13 protein-coding genes are annotated in these 15,577 nt (G+C 66.8%); 6 read left to right on the plus strand and 7 right to left on the minus strand.

The annotated features are described in order from the left end of the window. Positions 1–12 precede the first annotated feature (12 nt). Genes G6N67_RS25190 through G6N67_RS25205 form a run of 4 tightly spaced genes read left to right on the plus strand, consistent with a single transcriptional unit; the run spans position 13 to position 6,324 of the window. On the plus strand, positions 13–1,539 hold the full coding sequence (locus G6N67_RS25190; RefSeq protein ID WP_051578400.1) for an APC family permease: 1,527 nt from the start codon (positions 13–15) through the stop codon (positions 1,537–1,539). Further along, entirely contained in the window at positions 1,536–2,840 is a 1,305-nt protein-coding gene (locus G6N67_RS25195) for an HAD family hydrolase (RefSeq protein ID WP_110798308.1), read from the plus strand. Before G6N67_RS25190 ends, G6N67_RS25195 begins: the two co-directional genes overlap by 4 nt. 45 nt (positions 2,841–2,885) lie before the next feature. After that, complete coding sequence (locus tag G6N67_RS25200) at positions 2,886–4,460, plus strand: GMC family oxidoreductase (protein ID WP_036427955.1); 1,575 nt, start codon at positions 2,886–2,888, stop codon at positions 4,458–4,460. A 19-nt stretch (positions 4,461–4,479) separates the two neighbouring features. Beyond that, a complete protein-coding gene (locus tag G6N67_RS25205; protein ID WP_036427952.1) occupies positions 4,480–6,324 on the plus strand; it encodes a DUF294 nucleotidyltransferase-like domain-containing protein in 1,845 nt (614 codons plus the stop codon). 12 nt (positions 6,325–6,336) lie between these two features. On the opposite strand, the gene G6N67_RS25210 is transcribed toward G6N67_RS25205, so the two are convergent. The 5 genes from G6N67_RS25210 to G6N67_RS25230 all read right to left on the minus strand — a co-directional run bounded on the left by G6N67_RS25210 (position 6,337) and on the right by G6N67_RS25230 (position 11,369). After that, the gene (locus G6N67_RS25210; RefSeq protein WP_036427949.1) at positions 6,337–6,912 is read right to left on the minus strand and encodes a 3'-5' exonuclease family protein; all 576 of its coding nucleotides are present in this window, start codon (positions 6,910–6,912) and stop codon (positions 6,337–6,339) included. Between the two features lie 62 nt (positions 6,913–6,974). Then, complete coding sequence (locus G6N67_RS25215) at positions 6,975–8,804, minus strand: amino acid permease (RefSeq protein ID WP_036427947.1); 1,830 nt, start codon at positions 8,802–8,804, stop codon at positions 6,975–6,977. Positions 8,805–8,932: 128 nt separating this feature from the next. Continuing rightward, positions 8,933–9,355, minus strand: a complete 423-nt coding sequence (locus tag G6N67_RS38940; protein WP_179976748.1) for a hypothetical protein — start codon at positions 9,353–9,355, stop codon at positions 8,933–8,935. Next, on the minus strand, positions 9,352–10,818 hold the full coding sequence (locus G6N67_RS25225) for an FAD-dependent monooxygenase (RefSeq protein ID WP_051578399.1): 1,467 nt from the start codon (positions 10,816–10,818) through the stop codon (positions 9,352–9,354). The genes G6N67_RS38940 and G6N67_RS25225 overlap by 4 nt, the downstream gene beginning before the upstream one ends. Further along, the gene (locus tag G6N67_RS25230) at positions 10,815–11,369 is read right to left on the minus strand and encodes a methyltransferase family protein (RefSeq protein WP_036427945.1); all 555 of its coding nucleotides are present in this window, start codon (positions 11,367–11,369) and stop codon (positions 10,815–10,817) included. The genes G6N67_RS25225 and G6N67_RS25230 overlap by 4 nt, the downstream gene beginning before the upstream one ends. Positions 11,370–11,459: 90 nt before the next feature. Here G6N67_RS25230 and G6N67_RS25235 point away from each other — a divergent pair, with 90 nt between their 5' ends. Next, complete coding sequence (locus tag G6N67_RS25235; protein WP_036427942.1) at positions 11,460–12,059, plus strand: TetR/AcrR family transcriptional regulator; 600 nt, start codon at positions 11,460–11,462, stop codon at positions 12,057–12,059. Here G6N67_RS25235 and G6N67_RS25240 read toward each other — a convergent pair. After that, positions 12,040–12,861, minus strand: coding sequence for a Fic/DOC family protein (locus G6N67_RS25240; RefSeq protein ID WP_230022611.1), 822 nt, complete (start codon positions 12,859–12,861; stop codon positions 12,040–12,042). The two genes, G6N67_RS25235 and G6N67_RS25240, sit on opposite strands and share 20 nt — an antisense overlap. Next, complete coding sequence (locus G6N67_RS25245) at positions 12,855–13,865, minus strand: putative nucleotidyltransferase substrate binding domain-containing protein (RefSeq protein ID WP_036427940.1); 1,011 nt, start codon at positions 13,863–13,865, stop codon at positions 12,855–12,857. The genes G6N67_RS25240 and G6N67_RS25245 overlap by 7 nt, the downstream gene beginning before the upstream one ends. A gap of 169 nt (positions 13,866–14,034) precedes the next feature. Between G6N67_RS25245 and G6N67_RS25250 the strand changes: the two genes are divergently transcribed. After that, on the plus strand, positions 14,035–15,576 hold the full coding sequence (locus tag G6N67_RS25250) for an amino acid permease (RefSeq protein ID WP_036427937.1): 1,542 nt from the start codon (positions 14,035–14,037) through the stop codon (positions 15,574–15,576). The last annotated feature ends 1 nt before the right edge of the window (position 15,577 follow it).

The following is a 15,577-nucleotide window of genomic DNA, read 5'->3' on the forward strand; positions in this document are numbered from 1 at the left end:
GGACAGGACATCATGACGCGCAACGTGACTGATGCGGAAAGTGACAGCGGTGGTCTCGAGGATTTCGGCTACAAGGAATCCCTGGACCGCAGCATCGGAAAATTCGCGAGTTTCGCCGCAGGGGTCAGCTACATCTCGATCCTGACCGGTACTTTCCAGCTGTTCTACGTGGGTTTCGGCAACGCCGGACCGGCATATCTGTGGTCGTGGCCCATGGTTTTCATCGGGCAGATGGCCGTCGCGCTGTGCTTCATGGAGCTCTCCGCGAAATACCCGGTGGCCGGCTCGGTCTACAACTGGTCCAAGAAACTCGGCAGCCGGCTGGTCGGCTGGAGTTCCGGGTGGCTGATGCTCACCGCGTCGATCGTCACACTGTCGGCCGTCGTCCTGGCATTGCAGCTCAACCTGCCTCGGTTGTGGAGCGGCTTCCAGATCGTCGGCGACGGCACCGGGCAATACGACTTCGCGGCCAACGCCATCATCCTGGGCGTCATCCTGATCGCCTTCACCACGACGGTCAATGCGTTCGGGGTGCGCCTGATGGCGATGATCAACAGCGCGGGCGTGTTCATCGAGCTGATCGCGGCGGTGCTGATCGCCGTCATCCTGGCGTTCAACATCAAACGTGGGCCCGAGGTGTTCTTCTCGACGCACGGTTATGGCGCGGATCTGCCCGGCGGCTTCCTGGGTGCATTCCTCGTGGCATCGCTCGCGTCCTTGTACGTGATGTACGGGTTCGACACCGCAAGCTCGCTCGGTGAGGAAACCGTCGAACCGCGCAGGACGGCGCCCAAGGCGATCCTGCGCGCGATCCTGGCCTCGTTCGTGATCGGCGGCGCGATCCTGGTGTTCGCCGTCATGTCCGCGCCCGATCTCAACGATCCGCTGCTGGGCAGCCCCGAGGGCAGCCTGCAGTACATCGTCGAGAAGGTCATGTGGGGCCCGCTCGGCAAGATCTTCCTGATCTGCATCGTGGTGGCGGTCACGGTGTGCTCGCTGGCCGTGCACACCGCGGCGATTCGGCTCACCTTCGCGATGGCCCGCGACAATGCGCTGCCGTTCGGCGAGAAGCTCGCCCGCGTGCATCCGAAGACCCAGGCGCCCGTCGTCCCGGCGATCGTCATCGGCGTGATCTCGGCACTGATTCTGGTGATCAATCTCGGTCAGCCCAAGGTGTTCACGGTGCTCACGTCGATCGCCATCATCATGATCTACCTCGCGTACCTGATGGTCACCGGGCCGATGCTCAAGAAGCGTCTGCAGGGGCAGTGGCCGCCCGCCGACCTCAAGCCCGGGAACTACTTCACCATGGGCCGTTGGGGTTTGGCCGTCAACATCTTCGCGGTGCTCTGGGGCGTCGGGATGGCGGTCAACCTCGCGTGGCCACGGGTCGCCATCTACGGCGACCCCTGGTACAACACGTGGGGCGCGTTCGTCTACATCGGCATCATCCTGGGGCTGGGACTGGCCTGGTACTTCGTCAAGGGCCGCCGTCACATCGGCACGCTGGCGTCGCACGCGGCGGTGACCAAGGAATGACCCGAGCAGGCATGTGTCTGGCCCTGTCCGTCCTGGTGCTCGGCGCAACGATGGCTGGTTGCACCGAGAACGACAACCGGGCCGAGCCGCCGTCCAGCTCGGAAGCGGCTGCACCACAGTCGAAGTGCCGCCAACTCGATGCCTCGCTGCAGTGGCACGAAGGCGTCCGGGAGTTCCTGCAGAAGACCATCGACGCGAACAGCACCTGCACCGGGACCGCACCCGCGCAGGCGCGCAAGGTGGCGATCTTCGACTGGGACAACACCGTGGTCAAGAACGACATCGGCTATGGGACCAACTTCTACATGCTGGCCAACGACCTGATCCTGCAGCCCCCCAACCAGGATTGGCACCAGACCAGCCGGTACCTGACCGACGCCGGAGCCAACGCACTCACCGCGGCGTGCGGCACCGACGTACCGGCCGGCAAGCCGCTGCCGACCAGCACCAACACCAAGTGCGCCGACGAGATCCTGTCGATCCTCGATGACGAAACCACCTCCGGGAAAGCCGCTTTCGCGGGCTACGACGAACGGCGGATGACCGGCGCATACGCCTGGGGCGCCGCGCTGTCGGCGGGTTACAGTGCCGACGAATTGGCCGGTTTCGCGGGGAAGATGAAGGAGCAGAACCTCGCCGCCCCAGTCGGTGCCACGCAGAAGATCGGCACCAAGGACATGGACGGCTACATCCGCGTCTACCCCCAGATCAAGGATCTCATCGGAACCCTGCAGGCACACGGTGTCGACACGTGGGTGGTCTCGGCGTCGCCGGAGCCGATCGTGAAGGTGTGGGCACCCGAGGCCGGAATCAATCCCGATCACGTCATCGGGGTGCGCAACGTCTATGACGGAGCGGGCAAGCAGACGGCGCACCTGGTCGGCTGCGGTGGTGTGCCCGACGGCGACGATTCGGTGATCACCTACATCGACGGCAAGCGCTGCTGGGCCAACCAGGGAATCTTCGGCGTCACCGGTCCCGCGGCCTTCGATCAGCTGCCGGCCGACCGTCGACAGATCCTCGGTGCGGGCGATTCCGTCACCGACGTCACCTTTGTCGGTGACGCGACCGTGGCCTCGCTCGTGATCAACCGCAACAAACCCGAACTCATGTGCCGGGCGTACGACGGATTGTTCACATCCGGCGGCACGTGGGCGGTGAACGAGATGTTCATCGATCCGCTCCCGCAACACGCGCCCTACGAGTGCGCGACCGCCTTCACCGAGTCCGACGGGGCGAAGGGCCCCGTGCTGAAGCCAGACGGGAAGCCCATCCCGAACCAGTTCGACAGCGTCTACTGACGCCAATCTCGTTTCACCAGTCCATTTTCAAGGAGTTGATCCATCATGGCCGACACTCAACCGGTACCGAACTCGACCTACGACTACGTGGTGGCCGGCGGCGGCACCGCTGGCTGCATCGTCGCCGCTCGACTGTCGGAGGATCCGAACGTCACGGTGTGCCTGCTGGAGGCCGGTCCGTCGGATGTGGATGACCGCAACATCCTCGAACTCGCGGCGTGGATGCACCTGCTGGACTCGGGTTACGACTGGGACTACCCGGTCGAGCCGCAGGAGAAGGGAAACTCGTTCATGCGCCACGCCCGCGCGAAGGTGCTGGGCGGCTGCTCTTCCCACAACTCGTGTATCGCGTTCTGGCCGCCCGCGGAGGGGCTGGACGAGTGGGTGAAGATGGGTGCGACCGGTTGGAGCGCCGCCGAGATCCTGCCGCTGGTGGCAAGGGTCGAGAACAACGACGCCCCAGGCGATTTCCACGGCCGCACCGGTCCGGTGCGGTTGCGTGACGTGCCGCCCAACGACCCGTGCGGCGCTGCCGTGCTGGAGGCCGCGGCCATGGTCGGGATGCCCACGGTGGCGTTCAACCGGGGCGAAACGGTGCGCAACGGCGCCGGCTGGTTCCAGATCAACGCCGGCGAGGACGGCACCAGGATGTCGTCGTCGCATGCCTATCTGCACCCCATCCTGGGCAAGCGGCCCAATCTCGATGTCCGCACGGGCTGCTGGGTCTCGGAGATCCTCTTCGACGACCAGAACAACGCCACCGGTGTGCGCTACCAGCGACCCGACCTCACCGGGTACGACACGGTGGCGGCGAGCCGCGAGGTGATCGTCACCGCCGGTGCCATCGACACTCCGAAGCTGCTGATGCTTTCGGGAATCGGTCCGGCCGAGCACCTTCGCGAGTTCGGCATCGCGGTGCGCACGGACTCGCCGGGAGTGGGTTCGAACCTCGACGACCACGTCGAGGGGCTGGTGTTCTGGGAGGCCTCGCAGCCCATGGTGCGCACGTCCACCCAATGGTGGGAGATCGGCCTGTTCACCACGGTCGATCCCGGTGTCTCGCAGCCGGATCTGATGATGCACTACGGCAGCGTCCCGTTCGACATGAACACGCTGCGGCACGGCTATCCGACCACCGACAACGGTTTCTGCCTGACACCCAATGTCACGCAGGGGCATTCGCGCGGGACCGTGCGCCTGCGCAGCCGCGACTTCCGGGACCGGCCGAAGGTCGACCCGCGGTACTTCACCGATCCCGACGGCTACGACGAACGCATCATGCTCACCGGTGTGAAGCTCGCGCGCAAAATCGCCGAGCAGCCGCCGCTGCGTGCGTGGGTGGCCCGCGAGCTTGCTCCGGGCCCCGACGCCGTCACGGACGACGAGCTGCTCGACTACATCCATCGCACCCACAACACCGTGTACCACCCGGCGGGTACGGCCCGCATGGGTGCTGTCGACGACCCGATGGCGGTCCTCGATCCGCAGCTGCGGGTCAAGGGCGTGTCGGGGCTACGGGTCGTCGACGCCTCGGCGATGCCGAAGCTGCCCGCGGTGAATCCGAACATCACCGTGATGACGATGGCGGAGAAATGCGTCGATCTGCTTCGCACGACCTGATATCAGGCACGATGGCTGGGTGACTGCATCTTCTGGATCCGCCGGGGTGCTGACGGCCTTCCTGGGCGCGCATCCGCCGTTCCAGACCGCCAGCGATGCCGAGCTACGCGAGCTCGCGGCGGCCTCGTCGCTGGAACACCACGGCGCGGGGGCGGTGATAGCGGACTTCTCCCGGCAGGTGCCCGACGACATCTGGATGGTCCACACGGGGTCGGTGTCCCTGCAGGGGGCCGACGATGGACAGGTGTTCGACACCATCGAGCCGGGCGGCATATTCGGCTACGTCGCGATGCTGACCGGTGGTGGTATCGAATTCCTCGCCCGCGCAACAGAACCCACGACTGTCATCCGGCTGCCGGGGGAACTGGTACGAGCGCAGTTCGCCAAGCCGGCCGGGCTTCGGTTCCTGGCGTCGTCCGCCACGCCGCCCACGCAGGCGCGCCTGGTGGTCGCGAGCGATTCGCGACCGGTGGGTGAACTCGTGCGAGGGGATGTGCTGATCGTCGAACCTGGCGTGTCGGTGCGTGATGCCGTCGTGCAGATGACCGAACGGCGGGTGTCGTATGCCCTGATCCGGCTGCGCGACGGCGGAATCGGCATCTTCACCGACCGTGACCTGCGCTCGCGCGTGGTCGCCGCGGGACTGCCGGTCACCGTGGCCATCTCCGAGGTGATGAGCGCGCCCGCACAAACCGTGACGGCCGACCGGACCGCGGAGACGGTGTTGCTCGACATGCTCGAGCGCGGTCTGCGGCATATGCCGGTGACCTCGCCGCGCGGCGACGTGGTCGGGGTGCTCGAAGACGCCGACCTGCTCGCGGCGTCGGCGCGGCAGAGTTTCGTACTGCGCCGGGCGATCGCGCAGGCGCCAGACGCCGCGGCACTCCAACTGCTCGGCCGCGACGTCACGCAGATCGCAGTGAATCTCTTCCGCAACGGGACCAAGGCCTCGGCCGCCAGTAGCATCGCGTCGATCGTGCTGGATGCGCTGGTACGCAAGGCACTTGAGTTGGCGCTGGCAGAGGCAGCGCCGAGGCCCACCCACGAGCAGTTCGCCTGGCTGACCCTCGGCAGCATCGCGCGCCGCGAGGCCATGCCCTCATCGGACGTCGACAGTGCGCTCAGTTGGAGCGACGCCTGCGACGCCGAGTGCGCGCAACTGCGCTCCGTGGCGGCCCGCACGCACGCGATCCTCGACGGCTGCGGCCTGCCCGCCGACACCAACGGCGCGGTCGCCTCGAAGATGGCGTTCGCCAGGTCGGCTTCCGATTGGGCCCGCGCAGCTCAGGGTTGGCTCGATGATCCGTTGCGCGGCAAGGGTTTGATCCTGTCATCGTTGTTGATCGACGGCCGCGTGGTATGGGGCGATGCCGCGCTGCACACGGTTCCCAAGGTGTTCCGCAGGATGCGCGACGCACACCCGAACGCGCTGCGGCTGCAGTTGCTGGACGCCCTGTCCGGCAAGGTTCGCACGTGGTCGCTGCGTGATGTGCTGTCGCGCCGCGGCGGCACCTTCGATCTGAAGACCCATGCTGTGACGCCGATCGTCAACCTCGCGCGGTGGGGTGGTCTCACGGCCGATGTGACGTCGGCCTCCACCCCGGCCCGGCTCGCCGCGGCGGCCGGCAGCGGGGCGCTGACCGACCGCGACTCCCGCACGCTCACCGAGGTTTTCGTGATGCTGCAGCGCATCAGGATGGCGCATCAGGTCGATCTGATCGCCGACGGTCATGTTCCCAACGATGTGGTCACCATCGGTGAGTTGTCACCGCTGAACCGCAGTCTGCTCGGTGACGGCCTGCGGGAGATCGCCGCGGTGCAGCGCCGGGCCAGGCACACCGGAACCCATCCGGTCCTCGGCTGACGTCCGGCACGGTTACCGCGACACCTGGTTGACCAGGCGGGCATCCAGATTGTCGTACCAGCGCATCGCCCAGCGGGCGTCGCCAAGCGCGGTATGGCGGTGACCGGCACCCGGGGGACGGACGCCGCACTGCTGGGACAGCCGTGCACAGTCCGTTTCCGGTGTGCGGCCGTACTTCCGGATGATGCGCGCCGCCATGGGAACGACGTCGATGACGTCAGGGCACCACTGCGGCGTCAGGCGGTGGCGGGCCAGCATTCTCGTCAGACAGAATGTGTCGAAGCTGGGCACAACGCCGACGATCGTTGCGCCCGAAGTCCACTCGCGCACGATCACCGCGGCGTCGCGTTCGCGGTACACCGACGGCAGGCGGATGGACCCGTACACGACCTGAGGGTGGCGACTCGAGAATCGGCTGACGCGCAGGCCGGCGGGTTCGGCCGCGTCGAGGTCGAGATCGGCCAGGTCGATGTAGAGCACGGTCCGGGTGTCGCCTGTGTCGTCGCGACGGATCAGGGCGATCTCCCAGGGTTGCCGGTCGGTGTGCAGGCCCGTCGTCTCCGTATCGAGGAAGACCAGAGGACGCATCTCGGCAGCCTATCGTCGGCGGGTGGCTCGGCGGCCCGGTTCAGTGGAGTTGGGCAAGACGGTCACTGCGCGACGCCTGCGGGCGCGACGGGGGTGGCGACCACGTGGGTGACGGGGATGGTGGGGTGGTCGGTGCGGGCCCGGTCTACCACGTCGAAGCGATGCCACACCGACAGTTCGTCGGGCAGTGTCGCGATCACGATCTGATCGGGGTGGAAGCTGTCCACAGCGTCGGACAGGGCGCGCAGCGGGCGGAAATCGCCGCGGACGCCATCGGCGTCGAGTCCCTCGGCGCGCAGTACCCCGAGGGTGTGGTCGAGCCGGTCTTGGGCGGCCTGTTGCGTGGCTTCCCACACGTCGAGGGGGCCGTGGGTGGCTGCGGCTCCGGTCTCGATCGGGCTGTCGGGGACGACGACGAGATACTTCGCGGTGCGTGCGGTGTTGATGTCGTGAAGTTCGGCGACCAGTTCATCGGATGCGGGGGTTTCGTTGGCCAGCACCAGAACCCGGGTTGCCGGAGCCTGCGGCACCGCGCTCTCGACATGGGGACGGCGGTTGATCACCCACCGGTTGACCAGGTACAGCGCGATCACCACGACCCACGACAACAGGCTCAGCACCAGTTGGGACCGGGAATCAGCGCGGATGCCCATCTGGGCGAGGATGGCCATGATGGCCAGCACCGTGAACACCGACAGGACGGGGAACATCCACATCTTCACCCGTAGCTGCGCCGACCCGTTGCGATACCGCAGTACCACCTGCGAGATGCCGATCAGGCAGTACACGAACAGGATGACCGCGCCACTGGAGTTGAGCAGGAACGCGAACACTGTGTCGGGTGAGACCGCGGCGGCGATGACACACAGGAACCCGATGACCGATGACGCCAGGATCGCGACCGCGGGCACACCGCGGCGCGTGACGCGGACGAGCTGCTGCGGCGCTTCCCGGCGCGCGGCCAGGACGAACAACATGCGCGACGCGGTGTACATGCCGGAATTCAGGCAGCTGAGCACGGCGGTGAGCACGACGGCGTTCATGACGTGGTCGGCATACGGCAGGCCCATGTCGCTGAACGCCGCGACGTACGGTGAGGCTGCGACGGTGTCGTCGTTCCACGGCACGATGGTCACGAGCAGGAACATCGAGCCGACGTAGAAGATCGCGATGCGCGCGATCACGGAGTTGGCGGCCTTGGCCACGGCACGTTCGGGATTGTGTGATTCGGCCGCGGCGATCGTGGCCACCTCGGCGCCGGTCATCGAGAAGATCACCGTGACGATCGCCGCGGTGATGGCCCAGCCGCCGTTGGGCAGGAAGCCGCCGTGCGCGGTGAGGTTGGAGAAGTCCATCGACCTGCCGGGCCACAGCCCGAGGACGTAGGCGCCGCCGATCGTGAGAAAGAGCACGATCGCAGCGACTTTGATTCCGGCGAACCAGAATTCGAACTCACCGAACGACGAGACCGACAGCAGGTTGGACACCGTCATCGCGGTCAGCAGGATCAGCGAGCACAGCCACAGCGGGATGCCGGGGATCCAGTACTGGACGATCTTGGCTCCGGCGATGGCCTCGAATCCGACGATGATGACCCAGAAGTACCAGTACAGCCAGCCGACTGAGAAGCCGGCCCACGAACCGAGCGCGTTGCGCGCGTAGTCGGCGAACGAGCCCGTGGACGGATCGGCCACCGCCATTTCTGCGAGCATCCGCATCACCATGATGACCAGGAATCCGCACAGCGCGTACGGGATGAACGCGGCCGGGCCGGTGGCATGAATCACCACACCCGACCCGACGAACAGTCCGGCACCGATGACGCCCCCGATGGCGATCATCCGGAGTTGCCGTTCGCTGAGCCCCTTTTTCAGGCCCGGTGCTGCACCCATGGCGGATCTCCTTCGTCTGCGGGCCTCGGGGCCGTGAAGTGCCGCGGTGGCGTCAGTCGCGCCCCGGACTCGTCTGGTGACGGGCCTGCTCCGAGACCTGAACAGATGGCATACAACTGATACATCAGTCATATACTGTAATCTGGCTCACGTTCGATGGCTACTGAATCTGCCTGGGAACGAGCTGGGAACACGGCGCCTGCCTGGGGATAACCCCGGGGCGGCCCCGTCGAGGCGTGGGGCACACTTTGCGGATGGACGCCAATACCGAGGACGCCGAGCACCTGGAGAAGCGACTCGTCATCAGGATCAACGCCAACACCAAGATGTCCCGCGGCAAGGCGGCCGCGCATGCCGTCCACGCCGCGCTCAAGCTGTACGGAATCGATCACCATCACCCGGTGATCGTCATCGGTGGAAAGCCCGACGAGATCCTCGCCCAGACCGTGCACGTGCGCGATGCCGGCCGGACCGAGCTCGAACCCGGAACGCTGACGGCGGGGGCGAGCTGGGAATGGAAAAGCGGCGGGGAAGTGACCGCCGCCCTTCATGCGATTTGCTCTCCTGCGGAAGGTGTTCCGAGGGTTGTGTGGAGATGGTCGCGGAGCTCGCGGATGTCACCGTCGAGCAGTGCGAGGTAGCCGTCAGGGCGGACGAGCGTGAGCCCTGGGCCGCTGAGGTTGGGATCGTGGGTGACCTCGATCAGCTCCGCGTACGGCCTGATCGCGGCGCGCAGCCCGACCGGTTCCGGGCCGGAATGCAGCAGCGTGTACTTGGCCGGGTGCAGCACGTCGACCCGCGGAAAGCGGTCACCGACCGCCGGCCGGGTGTCGGTGGTCCCGCCGGTTCCGTCGCGATATGAGACATCGAGCTGGGTCAAGGCACGCTTCAGGTTCCGCTGGACGGGCGCGGACGCGGTGATGTGCGGGGCGATGTGACGACGGCCAGCAGCCGCAATCGGGTTGCCCAACAGGGTCATCCGCGTAGCCCGGCGGGTTCCTTTGACCAGCCGGTGCGCCACCGGGGAACGTTCGGCCGCGTAGCTGTCCAGCAACGCGGGCTCGGCGTGCCCGTGTGCCACGGCGGCCAGCTTCCAGCCGAGGTTGAACGCATCCTGGATGCCGGTGTTCATACCTTGTCCGCCGACCACGGAGTGCACGTGCGCGGCGTCGCCCGCGAGAAATACGCGCGCGACGGAATGGCGGGCGACTTTGCGCTGATTGATGCGAAATCGGGCGGCGTGGGTGATGTCGGTGACACGTGCACCGGCCGGTGCACACCGGTCCACAGCTGACTGCAGTTCGTCGAACGTAACGTCGCCGCTGGGGGATTGGCCCGGGCGGTACGCGATGGTGAGGCGGTGCAGATCGCCGGGCATGGGGAAGTACGCGACGAAGCGGCCGCGGTTGAGGAACGAGTAGAACACGTCGTACGGCAACGCCCAGTCCATGCGGACGTCTGCAACGGCGAAGTTCTCCTCGAACGCCGCGCCGACGAACGGCACGCCGAGCTGATGTCGCACGGTGCTGTGCGCGCCGTCGCAGCCGACGACCCACTCGGCGTCCGCATGTTCGATGCGGCCGCTCGGATGCCGCAGGCTCACCCGGACGTCGCGGGGTGACTGGGTGAGCATGGACAGTTCGACACCGCGTTCCACCGTGACGCCGAGGTCGGCCAGCCGGGCCGCCAGCAGTGCCTCTACGTCCGGTTGCCGCAGCATGAGCAGATACGGGTGCGGCGTCGCGAGGTCGTGGATGTCGAGGTGCAGGAACCGCTTTCCCTCACTGAAGACGTTGAACTCGCTGACCGCGACCCCACCGGCCACGGCCGCTTCCGCAAGGTCCAGCCTCTCGAAGAGTTCGAGCGTTCGGGGCTGCACGCCGAGCGCGCGGGTCTCGGTCGTCGGTGCGGCCGCGGCGTCGATGACGCGGACCGCGACGCCGCGGCGGGCGACCTCGACGGCCATGGTGAGTCCGGTTGGTCCGGCGCCGACGACCAGCACCTCGGTGGTCATCGCGATTTACCTTGTGCGGCTGCTGAATCGGGCCCGGCGTGCTCGGGGATCCATGCCGTCGGACGAGGAATCCACCGTGGAACGTTTTGCCGGAAGACGTCGTACTGGGCGCCGAACCGCCTGCGCAGGTGGGGTTCCTCCAACGTCGGGATCGCGATCGCGGTGAGTGTGCAGAACAGGGCGAACCAGCCGAACAGCCACGGTGATGCGGTAGCGACCGCGGTACCGAGTTGAATGCAGAACACCGCGGTCATCATCGGATTGCGGACGTGCCGGTACGGACCTTGCACGACCAAATTGACCGGGGATCCGATCGCCAGGGCGCCCTTGCCGATGCGGTCGAACAGGATCACCGTCCACACCAGGAACCACAGCCCGAAAGCGATCAGCGCAGCACCCGCGATCGCGAGCAGTAGACCCGAGCTGGTGCCCAGATCGGGGGCTTTGGCGCCGGTCACCGCGATGATCACGGCCGGAATGAACACCGTCATCGTTGCCGGGGCGATCAGCACCGAGATCGTGTGCCGCCACCAGAGTCGTCGCTGTGCCATGTCGAACCTCCTTCTTCAACGGTTGTTGAACTTTGACGGTACGCCGGGTTCGGGCGATAGGTCAACGCTTGTTGAACTAAACTTTCGGCCATGTCGGAGACGCGTCGGAGCGGGCGCTGGCGGACGGGCCAGCAGAGCAGGCAACGCATCATCGATGCGGCGCGTGAGCACTTCATGCGTGACGGCTACGAGCAGGCCACGGTGCGCCGCATCGCGGCCGACGCCGGCGTCGACGTCGCGATGGTGTACTACTTCTTCGGCAACAAGGAGGGACTGTTCACCGCGTCGGTGATCGACATTCCCGAGCATCCGCTGCACCAGTTGGCACTGCTGCTGGACGAGGGGACCGAAGACATCGGTGCCCGCCTCATCCGGCATTTCGTCGAACGGTGGGACGAGGGCGCCATGTTCGATCCGCTGCTGACGGTCTGGCGGTCAGCGAGCATGCAGCCGTTGGCGCGCAAGCTGCTCCATGACACCCTGGCCGGACCCGTTGCGCAGCGGGTCGCCGCCGAGTTCGGTGTCGACAACGCCGTGCTGCGTGTCGAATTGGTGACGGTGCACCTGCTGGGCCTCGCCTTCGCGCGCTATCAACTCAAGATCGAACCGATCGCGTCGGTCGGTGTTGCCGATCTCATCGAGTGGATGGGGCCGACCGTGCAGCGTTACCTCACGGCTCCGAATCCGTAGTGCACCGCGTCGCGTCGCTCAGGCAGCCGCGCAGCACTGCGACAAACGGTCGCGGATCGGCCTGCCCGTCGCGGCGGAAGGGCATGGAATCGCGGGATGCCGAGATCCAATTGTCACGCGTCACGCGGTCGAGATGCAGTCGACGCCCTGCGCGTGCGGCCACGAGGTGCAGCAATAGCGTTCCGGTGCGCCCGTTGCCCTCGCGGAACGGGTGAATGTGGTTGTAATCGGCGTAGATTCGGGCCAATCGGTAGGTCAGCTCACCGTGGTCGAGGGATACGCCCTCGGTGGCAAGAGCCTCGACTTCCGCGGCCAGTGACTGCAGCGCCCGCGGGATTCGCGCGCACGAACCGAACACGCTCGGGCCGCGGCGCAATTCGACGATCCTTGGTTCACCGGCCCACGCATACACGTCGCCGAACACGTGTTGGTGCAGTCGTCGCACATCGAGATCCCATGCACCGCACCGTGAGTGCACCTGCAAGATCCGCCCTGCCGTGGCGACGAATTCCAGCCGGGCCAGGGCTCCGCCGTCCGAAACCCCGAACTGGTTGCGGAGTACGGTCGTTCCCGGCAGGAGATACGGCCTGCGGCGGGCGAAGGGGCGCCTCGGTGCGCGCTGTCGTTCGGGCAGATGCGGGGCCAGGTATTCGCCGAAAGTCACAGCCCCCGTGAGCAATCCGACCAGACCCACGAGGTGCTCCGAGGTCGGCCGCCAGCCTTCGAGCTGTTCGGCCGCCACGGTCTGGGTCAACGCGTGCCGCTGGCGACGAGTGAGTCCGAACCCGTCGAAGCTCACCACGTGGAAAACGTCGACGTGGACGCGAGGTAGTCGAGTTTGCGCCGCAGTCCACTGATTTCGCGCCCGATGCTGCGCAACGCGGTGCGGTCCTGGGGAGGCAGGGTGGACAGGTCGACGCGGTCGTCGGGGGCACCGTCCCAGCGGGCGGACCGCACGCGCCAGCGGATGCTGGACGCGATGCTGTGACACTTGGCGAGGGTTCGCGCGTCCTCACTGTCGAGGTAGCGCGACCCCGCCGCGTCACTGATCCGCGCGGTGGTGGTCAGTGCTTCGGACCCGCAACTCAGTGCTGCCCACCGGGCGATCCGCACGACCGGATCGACGGTTGCGTACTTGAGGTCGACCCCGCCGTCGCCGGACGTCAGGGCACGCAGCCGCGACGGCACATGTGCGCGCGGGAACGTCGCGTCCTGCAGCATCGCCGACAGCGCCCCCGGGTGCGCCCGTGCCGCGATGCCGACCTGGTCCCGGAGGTCCGGGCCTGCGGTGACCGGATCGGCGTCGGCCAGCAGACCCATCATCACCACGCCGCGGTCAGTGTCCGGATCGGCGGCCCACCGGCCGATGCTCGCGGCCCATTCCCGCTCGGTGCGGCTGAACTGCGCACGCGTGGCGACCGCCCCGTTGGGGTCGCCCACGAAACCGCATTCGGCGAGCAACTCGTGCACTGCGTCCGCCTGGCGCAACGCGGTGTCGAGCGGAATGTCGGGGTTCCGCACGAAGAGCGTCTCCAGATCCGACCCCGGCAATGCGTCACCGCGGCCGACGCTGCCCGACGCGTACCACGCGCCTGCAGGCCGGCCTGCGCCCGTCAGCCGGGCTGCGGTTGTCAGTGCGGCGCGGACAAGCGCGGACCACGCGCTGGCGACGGTCGCGGCCCCCGCGCGGGCTTCGACCACCTCGCGCACCGCGTCGTGCGCGTCACGCGAAGCGGCGGCCAGTGCTGTCGCTGAGTCCGCGGAAGCGATGCGGGTGCGGGCAAGGTCCAGCGGGCCTTCGGGCATGATGCCGATTCTGGCAGGTACCAGGCGTGTGAGTATTCGGCAACCGAATGCTTACCGACGGCTACCTGAACGAAACACGCGGGTGACGCCCCGGACATGGCCAACCGCTTATCTGTCACTCGATAGTTATCGAGCCGGCGTCCACGCCACGAGTCCGGAGAAAACCCTTATGACCAGTAGCGCAACAGCGCCGGGACCAGATGTGGCCGACCACTCCGGCGACCACAGCGACCTGGCAGAGTTCGGGTACGACCAGCAATTGCACCGGCGCCTCGGACGCTTCGAGTCGTTCGCCGCGGGCTTCTCGTTCGTGTCGATCCTGACGACGATCTTCCAGTTGTTCGGCCTCGGATTCGGTTTCGGCGGCCCGGCCTTCTTCTGGACGTGGCCTGCGGTGTTCCTCGGTCAGTTCTTCGTGGCGCTGTGTTTCGCCGAATTGGCTGCGCGCTACCCGATCTCCGGGGCGATCTATCAGTGGTCTCGGCGTATGGGCGGCGAGGTGGTGGGATGGTTCGGCGGTTGGTTCATGATCCTCGCCCAGATCGTGACCGCATCGGCCGCCGCCATTGCGCTGCAGGTCGTGCTGCCGTCCATCTGGGCGGGATTTCAGATCGTCGGCGATGACCCCGCCCTGACCTCGCCGAGTGGCGCGACCAACGCGGTGCTGCTCGGCACGGTACTGCTCGTGCTCACCACGACCATCAACTGCCTTGGTGTCAAATGGATGTCGCGGGTCAACAGCGCGGGCGTGATCTGCGAGATCGTCGGAGTCGTGGCGGTCATCGGGGTCTTCTTCACGCACGCCCAGCGCGGCCCGCAGGTGGTTTTCGACACCGGCCTGCCCGGTCAGCAGCCCGGCTATGTCTGGGCCTGGATCGTGTCAGGCCTGATGGCGGCCTACGTGATGGTGGGCTTCGGCTCGGCAGGCGAACTCGCAGAGGAGACCCGTAACCCGCGGCGGGTGGCGCCACGCACGATCCGGCTGGCGTTGTCGGTGTCGGCCCTCGGGGGTGGCCTGATGATCCTCGGCGCGTTGATGGCCGCGCCAAGTCTGACCGACGGACGGCTGGCCGCCGAAGGCCTGCCCTATGTGCTCGACACCGTGCTCTCGTCGCCGTGGGGCACCGTGTTGCTGGTCGACGTCTGCATCGCAATCATGATCTGCACGTTGGCCATTCAGACGGCGGCGTCGCGGCTGATGTTCTCCATGGCCCGCGACAACCGCCTCCCGGCGTCCGCGCTGTTGTCCCGGGTCAACGGCCGTACCGGCACCCCGATCTGGCCGTCGGTGCTCATCGGCGTGCTGTGCATCGCGGTACTGGTGGTCAACGTCGGGAACTCGGCCATCTTCGCGACGCTGGCCAGTGTCTGCATCATCCTGATCTATCTGGCCTACCTGCTGGTCACCGCACCGCTGCTGTACCGCAGGCTCAAGGGTTGGCCGACGCAGGTCAATCAGGTTGATGCCGAGGGACTTCCGCTGTTCTCCCTGGGGCGGTTCGGGGTCGTGGTCAACGTGCTCGCGGTGGCCTACGGCGCGCTGATGATCGTCAACCTGGGCTGGCCCCGCGCCGAGATCTTCAACCCGACCGGAGACCTGCCGATCCTGCAGTGGGCAGGCCCGCTCAGCATCGCCGTCGCGGTGCTCCTCGGCGCGCTGTGCTTCCCGCGCGGCAAGACCCATCCCAAACCCGTCACGATCGGAGCTTGAG

The sequence above is a fragment of the Mycolicibacterium mageritense genome (assembly GCF_010727475.1).
GTDB lineage: Bacteria > Actinomycetota > Actinomycetes > Mycobacteriales > Mycobacteriaceae > Mycobacterium > Mycobacterium mageritense.

What these genes read in the sequence shown, in the direction of transcription:
- G6N67_RS25190 (WP_051578400.1), top strand. Translation starts at nt 13, where the DNA reads ATGACGCGCAACGTGACTGATGCGGAAAGTGACAGCGGTGGTCTCGAG.
- G6N67_RS25195 (WP_110798308.1), top strand. Translation starts at nt 1,536, where the DNA reads ATGACCCGAGCAGGCATGTGTCTGGCCCTGTCCGTCCTGGTGCTCGGC.
- G6N67_RS25200 (WP_036427955.1), top strand. Translation starts at nt 2,886, where the DNA reads ATGGCCGACACTCAACCGGTACCGAACTCGACCTACGACTACGTGGTG.
- G6N67_RS25210 (WP_036427949.1), bottom strand. Translation starts at nt 6,912, where the DNA reads ATGCGTCCTCTGGTCTTCCTCGATACGGAGACGACGGGCCTGCACACC.
- G6N67_RS25215 (WP_036427947.1), bottom strand. Translation starts at nt 8,804, where the DNA reads ATGGGTGCAGCACCGGGCCTGAAAAAGGGGCTCAGCGAACGGCAACTC.
- G6N67_RS38940 (WP_179976748.1), bottom strand. Translation starts at nt 9,355, where the DNA reads ATGAAGGGCGGCGGTCACTTCCCCGCCGCTTTTCCATTCCCAGCTCGC.
- G6N67_RS25225 (WP_051578399.1), bottom strand. Translation starts at nt 10,818, where the DNA reads ATGACCACCGAGGTGCTGGTCGTCGGCGCCGGACCAACCGGACTCACC.
- G6N67_RS25230 (WP_036427945.1), bottom strand. Translation starts at nt 11,369, where the DNA reads ATGGCACAGCGACGACTCTGGTGGCGGCACACGATCTCGGTGCTGATC.
- G6N67_RS25235 (WP_036427942.1), top strand. Translation starts at nt 11,460, where the DNA reads ATGTCGGAGACGCGTCGGAGCGGGCGCTGGCGGACGGGCCAGCAGAGC.
- G6N67_RS25245 (WP_036427940.1), bottom strand. Translation starts at nt 13,865, where the DNA reads ATGCCCGAAGGCCCGCTGGACCTTGCCCGCACCCGCATCGCTTCCGCG.
- G6N67_RS25250 (WP_036427937.1), top strand. Translation starts at nt 14,035, where the DNA reads ATGACCAGTAGCGCAACAGCGCCGGGACCAGATGTGGCCGACCACTCC.